This window comes from Catenulispora rubra, assembly GCF_015356825.1.
Classification (GTDB): domain Bacteria; phylum Actinomycetota; class Actinomycetes; order Streptomycetales; family Catenulisporaceae; genus Catenulispora; species Catenulispora rubra.
In genome coordinates, this window is record NZ_JAACYW010000145.1 from 17,309 (window position 1) to 28,097 (window position 10,789).

Genomic DNA, 10,789 nt, shown 5'->3' on the forward strand with positions numbered 1-10,789 from the left:
TGAAGCCATGTCGCCGCCCCTCCGCATGATCGACCGGTCGTCACTGACTCGGCGACGCTCCGCAGCAGGGCTCTCCCGGTCCGAGCTTGCGGAGAGGGTTGGCGTGTCAGCACGGATGATCCTCTTCTACGAAGACGGCACCAGTACACCGACGCCGGCGCGCCTAGAGCGGCTCGCAATAGCACTTGGCTGCCAGGTTAGGGCGCTGACCGGCACCCAGCGCGGACAGGAGACCCTCATCGACCTGCGCTACGCCACCGGTCTGACGCTCGAACGTGCTGCGGAGCTGCTGCGGTCCTCTCCCGCTGGCCATGCGCTGCGCGTCTCGGCTTCCAAGCTCTCGGCGTTAGAGAAGGGCGCGGCGGTGCACGGCGCCGGCTGGAGCGATCCGAAGGCGACGGGGACGCTTCTCGGCCCGATGGCTAAGACGTACAGAGTGCCGGTGCGGGTGGTGCTGGACGCGTGGATGCGGACGAGGCCGGCCGACCCCGTGCCCGTTCCCGCCGGACAAAAGACACAGAGACCTGATGCGGCGGCACTGGTCGCGTGGGAGTCGTTGAACGAGCGGCAGCAGGTGTACCTCGGGGAGATCATGCGCGATGACCGCATGACGGAGACCGAGATGTGGATGCGGCGTCTGCGGCATCTTCCCGTGCCTCGGGCGGCGGAGTGGCGCAGGCTGCCGCTGGCGCTGGACGCGGCGGCCTCGCAGGTCGGCTATACGCGGCTGCAGGAGAGACTGCGGCGCCGCGGGGTGCATGACCCCGGTGCCGGGCGGACCGTGCATGCCCTGGAGCGTCGCGGCATGGTGCGGATCACCCGGGACACCATTGAGCATTCGGCCGGGGGCAGCGTCGGCAGGGTCCTGGTGGAGATCACGCGGCGGGGCCGGGCGGTGGCGCGCGCCGGGCTCGGCGAGCCGCGCGAGCCCGATGCGCCGGCGCACCTGCTGTCCGAGTGGCTGTGGGGTGTGCTGGTACGGGTCGCCTCGGCCGGGCCGGAGGGACTGGCGGACGACGACCTGGCCGGCCGGTCGCTGTTCTACATCGGCGTGGGCTACCGCGGCGGGGCGAACGGCCCGCCGAGCCGGGGGTTCGTGGAGTCGCACCCGGTGATGGCGCCGGGCGGCACGCACGTCGCGGAGTACCGGTGGCGGCTGACCGCCCTGGGCCGTGCTCACGTGACGGAGTGCCCGGACGGGCGCCGTGACGCGCTCGCCGAAGCCGGCGTGCGTCTGGGCGCCGACGGGGTGATGGTCGGCGCGTGGTGCGAGACGGAGATGCCGGCCGCCGATGAGGACGAGGGGCTGACCGGCGGCGACGATACCGACGGCAAGCACCAGAGCAAAGCCGTCCTGGCCCCGCTGGACGTCGCCTCACAGTATCTGCTGGGCAGGGACGACGCCGGCCCGATCAAGCCGAAGAAGGGCACCGATCACCCGGCTGAGGCGGCGCTGCTGGATCTGTACCGGTCCCTGGGCGTGATCGACGACCGTGTCGCCAACGCCCTGGCCCCGGAGAAGGCCGGGCACGCCGTGGACCGCATCGCCCACGTCGGAATCCACATCCGTCAGCAGAACAACCGCCCCGGCGAGAAGGGCAGCCCGAAGGTCGTGGTCACCGCCTCGGCGCTCGTGCCGCCGTCGCCGTCCTGCGGCACGTGGACGATGCTCGGCTGGACCTCGACCCGCCCGCTGTGGCAGTCGTACCGCGCGGCGCAGAACTCCTTCCACGCCTCCGCCTACCCGGCGGCCACCGGCGAGAGAAGGTCCTACCGGCAGAAGTGGGATGACGCCGCGGAGATCGTGGAGCGGGCCGTGGCCGACCTGGCCGAGGAGCTGGAAGGCGTGCCGTACGTCATCACGGTGGAGGAGACGTCGGCGCGCCGGTGCTGGGACGGGATCCAGAACGTCCGCCAGGGCACGTCGCCGGCGGATCGCAACAGCAAGTACTGGCTGCCCGGCCATACCCTGAGCCCCGGCGACCAGCCGCTGGCGGTGATCCGGGTGAACATCGACGGCAATGAGGTGCCGCAGCCGGTCGGGACCAGCCGCCACTACCGGCGGCCGGACGCCGAGTCGAAGCCGGGCATGACCGCCACCGGCCTGTTCGAGATCGCCACGGACTTCGACTCCCCGGTGTGGATCCTGTGTAACGTGCCGCGGGCGTTCGCCGGCAAAGGCGGCCGCCTGGGCGAGCATCACACACGCTGGGACGCCGAGCCGTCGGTCTACTCCGAGGACCCGGCCAAGCGCCGCAAAGGCGAGATGGGCCAGAACTGGTACGCGATGACCGCCACCGAGATCTACCCAATAGCGCGCGGCGCCGACATGTCGGCCGAGGCGCTCGCCGTCGCCACGGCGAAGCTGTGCCACCAGGCGCTGACCTGGTCTGACCGTGTCCGGCTGCCGGTGCCGCTTCATGCGGCCAAGCAGATGGACCTGGACCACCCGCAGTACCGGCGGACCGCGCCCTCGGAGGAGAAACTGGAGGCCGAGCCCGGCGCCGAGGACTCCGGCGTTGACCAGCAATCCTCGGCGGACGACGTGTAGTGGCGGCGTCGCCGGGCCCGGGCCAGCCGGTGATGCTTCGGGGCCTCCGCCGGATAGTCCGTCCACAAACCGCCGGGCAGCGTCTGCCGGTGCGCACGAGCGGCTTGCGGCGCGCGACCCCGGCTGCGGACCAAGGCGGTAATGCCGGAGAACCTGCCAGCGGATAAGGACTCTCATAACGCGAAGTTCCGCGGTCGCCGCTTGGGCGGTTCTTGCGTTTGTCCACCCCTGTAGTACTCCTGAAACTCAGCCACCGGGCCTGACTGGCAGGTGCGCCGGTGATGACCGCGGCCGATGGGGCGGCGGTGAGCATGTAGTGGAGCAGGGGCAGCTTGGCCAGGACGCGGTCCTCGCGCAGGTAGGTGCTTTTCGCCCGTGGCGTACCGGGATCGGTGTGGGCGTCGGGCAGCGCCCGGCACGGCCTGGGCTCGGCGAACAGCTGCTTCGACGCCGGCCCGATCACCACCGCGAGCACAGCGCCGACACCGGTCCAGGCGACCGCGGTCATCGCCGCGAGATCGCCGGACCGGCGGGCGTTCTCTGCGCCGCCAATGCTGGACGGTTTCAGGACAGCCCTCATGATGACCAGGAACAGGGCCGGGGCGCCGTCGCCGTGCAGCGGGAGGTGGCAAAACACATCGCCCCATGTCGAAACGACGACTTGTGTGATGCGCCTGAAACTCGTTGAAGACGTACACCGCATCGTTGGCGCCGTTGATGTAGGTCAGAGGAATGTGGTGGTTCGGGAGGCTCCTGGTCTGTGCGGGAGTGGATAGAATCACATCTGGAGGACGAGGACTAGTGCGGTGGGTTTTGGCCGTCCGCATCATTAAGCGTGTGCCTATGCTGCTGCTTACCGTGCCTCGCAGATATTTGTATGCCACGTTTATGCATACGGTGCTCAAGCTTAGAGCGGTCATCGCGGCGGGGGCATACGGAACTGCGGAGACAGTTGGCACGGCGGGATAGCCTATGCAGCCGCTACGAGGAGGCGGAGTTGATCCAACTACCATCCGAGGCCAGTGGACGGGGGCCGCGCGCACAGTCGGCGCACCGTGATTGGGTCCGCTGGCTGTCGCGTGGAAGCGTCGTCGAAGTGTTGCTCTGGCGATAGAATTGAGACCGTGGTCGATGGCTTCGGCTGCGCAGGGCTGTCATTGACGGCCGAGGGGGCCCGGTGCTGCCGGGGAGAGGGGCCGGCGCATGGCTGGTGCGCGCGATCCGCAAGGTAACGACGATGTTTCCGCATCGGGCGTGAGCCCGGGTAGCAGTGCTTTGTCGGAGATCGCCGATATGGCGAGCGTGCCGATCGAGGTGCTCGAGGCGATCGAGTCCCGGTTCGATGACACCAAGAACTTTCGGCTGGATCCGGGTATCGCGACGCTCGCGCAGCGGCTGGCCGAGCATCGGTTGGCCTCGGCCCGGAATCCGGTGGAGCGTGCCCAGATCCACCGTCTGCTCGCTGCGCGGCTCCACAACGCGGGCTTGCGCCAGCAGGCGTTGGATGCCGCCATGGAGGCGGTAACCATCCACCGCGAGATGGGTGCCGACGGCCGGAAGCGGGAGACGGCGGCACCGGATTTCGCTGCCGCACTGACGAATCTTGCCGTCCTGTTGTCTGATGCCGGGCGGGAAGAGGAGGCTGTGGCGATCGCACAGGAAGCGGTGGAACGGACCCGTGTCCTGGCGGCCGACCGTCCTGGCCAGTACCGTCAGGACCTGGTCATCGCGCTGACCGGCCTCGCGAAGGCCCTGAGCCGGCAGTCGCGGCCCGCCGAGGCGATCGGCATCGCTGAGGAAGCGGTCAGCTTGTGTCGCGAGCTGGTGTTGCCGGACGCCGACGCTCGGATCAGCCTCCTGGCCCAGTCCGTCGCCAACCTCGGGTCGTACCGGAATGAGTGCGGCCGCCGCGAGGAGGCACTGGAAGCCGTTGAGGAGGCCGTCGGGTCGTTCCGAGATCTCGCCGGGCGCGACCCCGCAGCGTACGATCCTGATCTCGCCCGAGCACTGGCCATGCTGGGGCAGACGCTGGAGGCGCTCGACCGACGCGCCGAAGCATTGTCAGCTCATGAAGAAGCAATCGCGGTCCTGCGCCGGCCGGCCGAGCTGCTTCCGGCCGCGCATCTGGACGGACTTGCGGCTTCGCTGCTGGGTGTCGGCCACTTGAGTGATTCCCCTGGGCGCGCGGTGGAGGCTTTCAGGGAGGCCGTGGGAGTCGGTCGACAGCTCGTCGCCGGTGGCTTGGCTTCGCACGAGCCGAAACTGGCCGCGACCCTCTCGCTCCTCGGCGATCGGCTGGCCGAGGTGGGTTTCCACGACGAAGCCGTGGCCGCCGCCCAGGAGGCTGTCGAGATCTTCGAGCGGCTCGCGGCTCTCGATCCGCCGCGTTTTCAGGGAGGGTTGCAGGCCGTACGCGGCTGCCTTGCCCGAGTGCGATCGCGTCGCGTCGCGGCCCCCGTGGACCCGCAGCTTGCCCGAGCGGCGGATGCGGATCGAAGTGCCGGTGTGCGGCTGGTCGGCCTGAGTCTTCAGCTCTGGCGGTCCGGGCGAGAGCAGGAGGCGTTGGCCGCTGCCGAGCAAGCAGTCACGAGGTTTCGGACCGCGGACGCCGCCGATGCGGATGAGACCCATACCGGCCTTGCCACTGCCCTGATGAACTTGGCGGGGATGCTCGGCAACGTGGGCCGGGCCGGGGAGGCGATTCCGTTCGGGAAGGACTCTGTCACCGCCTGGAAGCGGGCGGCGATGAGCAGCCCGGGTCGGTACGACGGGTCGCTGGTCGAAGCCCTCAGCAACCTGGGCAGGATGCTGTGGGAGCACTCCGAGTTCGACGACGCGTTGGAGGTGGCCCGGGAGGAGGTGGACTGGAGTCGTCGGCTCGCCGAAGCAGACCTCGAGGCCGGGCTCCTGCTCTTCGCGGAGGCCCTGGACGGGTTGGTAGTGTTCTCGACCCGGCGCGGTCTGCTCTCCGACGCGCTGGATGCTGCGGAAGAGTCGGTGCAGGCCTGGCAGGCGCTGGTGCGTGCCGATCCGCTCCGCCACGACTCGAGCCTGGGTGGAGCACTGGGCAACCTCTGCAAAATCCTGACAGCTGCCGAGCGGGAAGAGGACGCTCTGCGGGCGGCCCGTGCCGCGGTCACCGTGTTTCGAGCACTGGCGCGCCGCGAGCCGGACAGGTACACCCAAGACCTCGAACAATGCCTCTCCCTGGCTGTGGCAGCCGCCGACAGCCTGGGCTACCACGATTTGGTCGCGGCCCTGCGCCCCTTTCTCGACGCCGGCCGCTGGGACGACGCGGCTGAAACCCTGGCGGAGATCGACGTGGTCGTCAGCCATTTCGTTGGCGAGGTGGGGGTTCTGCGCTCGGTCGACGGCTCAGCCGTTCTCGAGACTCTGCAGGACACGTCGGCCCACGCTCAGGGACTGCTGATTGAGCACTACCGGACGCGCGACCGGGGCGCGCTCATCAGGGCCGTGCAGCTGTTCCGTCTGGTGGCGGACAACATCGGACCGGACGGTGAGAAGGCGGTGCGGAACAACCTCGCGAACGCGCTTCGCGTCCAGTTCGAAACCACAGGCGACGCCGCAGCGTTCGCCGAAGCGATCGAGATCTTCGACGAGGTGCTGGCTGGGCTCCCCGACGATGACCCGGCCACCTCCGCCGCGATCTCGAACCTCGCCCTGGCATGGCATCTCCACTACTACCGGACCCACGAACCGAGCAGTCTGACGCGCGCTGTGGACCTGTGGCGGTCGGCGGTCGCCTCACCATCGGACGGGCCACCCAGCCGATTCGAACGCTTCCACAAGCTGGGCGGTGTCCTTGACGAGCTCTTCGAGATCGACGGGGATCCCGCGCTGCTCGAAGAGGCAGCGGACGCCTTCCGCCAGGCGTCGGCCGGCGATCCCCAGAACCCCGAATACCTGACGAGCATGCTCGGCATGCTGAACCGGATATCCGAACGCACTTATGAAGCCTCGGCGGTCCAGGAGACGGATGCCGGAGTCGAGATACAGACTGAAGGTCCATGACCAGCAGCCGTGCGGACCGCTGGCCACTGCCGAGTCACCCACGGGAACGTAGCCGACGCCGATGAGGACCCTGTATGTCGGACCGTGACACACTCGTCGCCGCGCTCAACAGCCGCTTTATCCGTATGGTGACGGAGCGGAGCACGGATGCGTTGTTGAGCGACGACGCCCAGCGGGAGGCTGCGGCACTGGCCGCCGCGATCGATCCCGGGAGCGACCTTCAAGCCGCACAAGTGCTTGGCACGTTCCACTGGCAGCGTTACCTGGCGAGACGAAACCCATCGGAGCTGGCGACGGCGACCGAGTTCTACGCCTCTGTATACCGTGCCTCGCCCAATGCCGTTCCCGAACCTGTTCGCAGAGATCTTGCGCGCTTGGCGGATGACGATGTTCAGCAGGAGTCGGAACTCATCAGTCAGTACAACCGGGCTGCCGAATCGGTCAATTCATCGCTGCAGAGGGGTGAGCCTCTCGCCCCACGTCAAATCGATGCCCTTCGTGAAGTATTGACACTCGTGGCTCCTGACCACCCTCTGCGCGTCGCAGTTCTGTCCTCGCTGGGGTTCGCGCTGCGGATCGTAGCTGAGGGCAACGGTGACATCGTCCAATTGACGGAGGCTGCTGAGCTCGGCCGAACCGCGGTCGGTCTGACACCGCCGGACCACGCCGCCTATGTCCCGCGCCTGACCAATCTGGGCGGTACCCTTCAGGCGGTGTTCGACCATTCCGGAGACGCTGCGGTCCTGGACGAAATGGTTGCGACGTTCCGGGCCGTCGTTGATGCCACGCCGGACACCGCCGACGACTACGGCCTGCTTCTGTCGATGCTCGGCGATGCCCTGCAGAAGTCGTCGGCGCGTGGCGGAGCGGCCGCTGCGCTGGGCGAGCTGGTCGATACCCGCCGGGCTGCGGTGCGGGCGACGCCCGCTGGTGATACCCGGTACGTTGTGGTCCTGGAGGCCCTCGCCGGCGCCCTGCAAATGCTGGCCGACACGAACGGGGACGCTGAAGCACTCGTTGAGGTGGTCGAGGTCCGCAGGGCTGCGGTACAGGCTGTCAACGCCGACGACTCAAACTACGTGGCCGTTCTGAGTAATTTGGCCAGTACCCTTCAGAAACTCGCTGCGCGCACGGGTGACACAGACAGCCTCTCTGAGGCTGTCGAGGTCCATCGGGCAGCAGTGGAGGCCGCTTCCATCGGTCACGATGAGTACGGTGCGGTTCTCTACAATCTGGGCAACGCGCTTGAGAAGTCCATGGACGCGACTCAAAAGCCTGAGATTCTGGTCGAGCTCGTCGAGACCCGCCGCGCCTCAGCTTCGGCCACGCCACCCGGCCATGCCAACTACGGCGCCGTGCTGCAGAGCCTCGGTGACGCCTTACGCGAGTTCGCAAAGCAGGCTGGGGCCGCCGAGGCTCTCCACGAAGCGGTGCAAGTCCTGCGCACGGCTGTCGGCACCCACACCGACAGCCCTTCCGAGTACGGCGCCCGCCTTGCCGGCTTGGGTGATGCGCTATCGGACGTCGCCTTCAGCACCGGGGAGCCAGCGGCCCGCGCAGACGCGATCGACGCCTTTCGCGCCGCACTCGAAGCTACGCCCACGGGTGATCCCCGCCGCACTGAGCGGTTGGCGAACTTCGGGCGTCTGCTCACACTCCAGTATGTGTCAACCGGTGACGACAGCACTCTTCGTGAGACGGCCGGAGTCCTGCGCGTCCTGGTTCGGGCTACCCCTGCGGGCGACCCTGATCTGGCCGGTCGGCTCATCAATCTCAGCATCACTCTTCAGCGCCTGTTCACCCGCACCGGCGAGGCCGCGGTCCTAGAGGAAGCGGTCTGGGCCGGGCGTGCAGCCGATGATGCCGCTGCCGACGGCCAACCCGAACGTGGTGCGGCGCTGACCAATCTCTGCGATGTGCTGCGGATGAGGTACGACCGGACTGGCGACGGGCTTTCCTTGATCGTTGGCATTGAAGCCGGGCGAAAGGCTGTCAACGCTCTTCCCGACGGTTCTCAAAGGCGGGGCAGTGCCCTCGTGTCATTGGGTATCGCCCTCCAGGACCTTTATCGCCGAAATGGGAATACCGACACTCTCCTGGAAGCAATCGCAGTACACCGCGCGGCGCTGCAGACACCAATGGATGCCCGCCACGAGACAGCTGGACTCCTTAATCTCGGCAACGCGCTTAAGGCGCGATACGAGTCCGACGGGGTCATCGAATCCCTCGCGGAGGCGATCGCGCTCTACCGTCGAGCGAAGCAGCGCGATCTCCGGCCAGACGGCATCGTCATGAACAACCTCGGGATCGCGCTGGAAGCAATGTACGAACGTACTGGCGATACCGCCGTGCTGAAGGAGGCGCGGCAGTCCTACCGCGAGGCTGCGGAAGGGCCTGGTGTGACCACGGATCTCCGCATCGGCGCGTACCGGCAGCTGGCCCTACTGGCCGATCGGGATGCCGAGGGCGCGCTGCAGGCCTTGGCGGATATCGAGACCGCGGTATCCCTGGTTCCCGAACTCATCCCTGTCGCATTGACTCAAAGCGACCGTGAGAGCCGACTCGGTCGGCTCCGGTCCTTGCCAGAGGTGGCCGCGGAGGCCGCTCTGACGGTCGGTGACGGCGAGCGTGCGGTGCAGCTTTTGGAGCAGACCCGCGGTGTTCTGGTGGCCGCCACCGTCGATGCCCGCAGCAATGACCCGGCCTGGCTGCGGCGCGCCGACCCGGATCTTGCGCGAGCTCTCAAGGCCCTGCGAGCCGACCTGAGGAGCGACCATGCGGCGGGCAGCCCGGAATTCCAAGCGGCGCAGAACAGATGGACGGAGGTGATGTCCCGCATCCGCGCTGTCGACGAATTCGCCCGCTCGGCGGCTGCGCCGAGTATCGCGGATCTGGCGGACCACGTCGGCGAGGGGCATTTCGTCTTCGTCGTCGCCGGCCCGACCCGCAGTGACGCCATCGTGGTCTCCGGCCTGCTCGACGGTCACTGCCGGGTCATCCCGCTGCCGTTCACACAGGAGGAAGCCCGTCGCCAAGCCAACCTACTGATGTCCGCTCGGCGGACAGCCGTCGACTATGGTGCTGGACCGCAGGCGAAGATGGACGCTCAAGCCACGATCCTCGACGTCCTGGCCTGGCTGTGGGACTCGATCACTGGACCGGTTCTCAGTGCTCTCGGCCACCACGTCACTCCGGTTTCGGAGGAGGCATGGCCGCGTATCTGGTGGTGTCCCGTCGGCTTGGTCAACTACCTGCCTCTGCATGCCGCCGGGCATCACGCCGATCTGAGGTCCGCCGACCCCGGCACCCGAGAACACCCGCGTACGGCACTTGACCGCGTCGTCTCTTCCTACGCCCCGACAATGCGCGCCCTCGTGCATGCCCGTTCCCAGGAGCCTTCCGTCAAGGCGGGCGCTCTCATCATTTCAGTCCCCGACGCTCCCGACGTTCCGCTGCTTTCCGGAGCAGCGGCGCAGGCTGATGCAGTTGCCGCCCTCATTCCCGCGGCGCGACGGCCGCCGCGGCCGACCCGCGAGGAGATCAGCGGAATTCTCGCCAGCTATCCGATCGTCCATTTCGCCTGCCACGGAGTCGTCGACATGAAGAACCCGGCCAACAGCAGGCTGGTCCTGTATGACCACCGCACGGATCCGCTCACGGTGTCCGACATCAGCAAGCTGAACTTGACTGGCTCGCTGGCCTATCTCTGCGCGTGCGACACCTCGGTCAGCCCCGCGAACCTCGCCGACGAATCGATCCACATCACTGGCGCGTTCCACCTGGCCGGCTACCAGAATGTCATCGGCACCCTCTGGCCGGTCGGTGACCGCACCGGCGGTGAGCTGGCGCGGTACTTCTACAGCCGCCTCACCCGTGGCGGAACCGTCCCTCCCGACACCCGGCAGGCAGCTCACGCGCTCCACTGGGCCACCCGGCAGCTCCGCGGACGTTCCCATGCCGCCCCGACGGTTTGGGCTGCTTATACGCACACCGGCATCTGAACCGGATAGTCAGTGTGTCGCATATGGCTGGCCGCGGCAGCCAACCATGTCCTTGTCCAGCAAGTCTTCGACGGTTTAAGAGGCTGTTGCTCAATCGAACAGGGCCTTTGAGCTGGGAAATCAGCGTCAGCTTGAGTGTGTAAGGGGTCGGTGATGGTGGCATAGCTTCCGGTGTCGGATTGCTCGATTCCCAGGAGGTCGCCGG

3 protein-coding genes are annotated in these 10,789 nt (G+C 67.6%); all 3 read left to right on the plus strand.

Features of this window, described 5'->3' with window-relative positions:
• Nucleotides 1-25: 25 nt before the first annotated feature.
• The 3 genes from GWK61_RS57120 to GWK61_RS31905 all read left to right on the plus strand — a co-directional run bounded on the left by GWK61_RS57120 (nt 26) and on the right by GWK61_RS31905 (nt 10,584).
• The gene (locus tag GWK61_RS57120) at nt 26-2,551 is read left to right on the plus strand and encodes an RNaseH domain-containing protein (protein WP_228563268.1); all 2,526 of its coding nucleotides are present in this window, start codon (nt 26-28) and stop codon (nt 2,549-2,551) included.
• Between the two features lie 1,203 nt (nt 2,552-3,754).
• The gene (locus tag GWK61_RS31900) at nt 3,755-6,583 is read left to right on the plus strand and encodes a tetratricopeptide repeat protein (RefSeq protein ID WP_194915403.1); all 2,829 of its coding nucleotides are present in this window, start codon (nt 3,755-3,757) and stop codon (nt 6,581-6,583) included.
• A gap of 74 nt (nt 6,584-6,657) precedes the next feature.
• Nucleotides 6,658-10,584: a CHAT domain-containing protein gene (locus GWK61_RS31905; RefSeq protein WP_194915404.1), complete on the plus strand. Its 3,927-nt coding sequence runs from the start codon at nt 6,658-6,660 to the stop codon at nt 10,582-10,584.
• The last annotated feature ends 205 nt before the right edge of the window (nt 10,585-10,789 follow it).

Coding starts and splice junctions, on each gene's coding strand:
- GWK61_RS57120 (WP_228563268.1), top strand. CDS start 26: ATGATCGACCGGTCGTCACTGACTCGGCGACGCTCCGCAGCAGGGCTC.
- GWK61_RS31900 (WP_194915403.1), top strand. CDS start 3,755: ATGGCTGGTGCGCGCGATCCGCAAGGTAACGACGATGTTTCCGCATCG.
- GWK61_RS31905 (WP_194915404.1), top strand. CDS start 6,658: ATGTCGGACCGTGACACACTCGTCGCCGCGCTCAACAGCCGCTTTATC.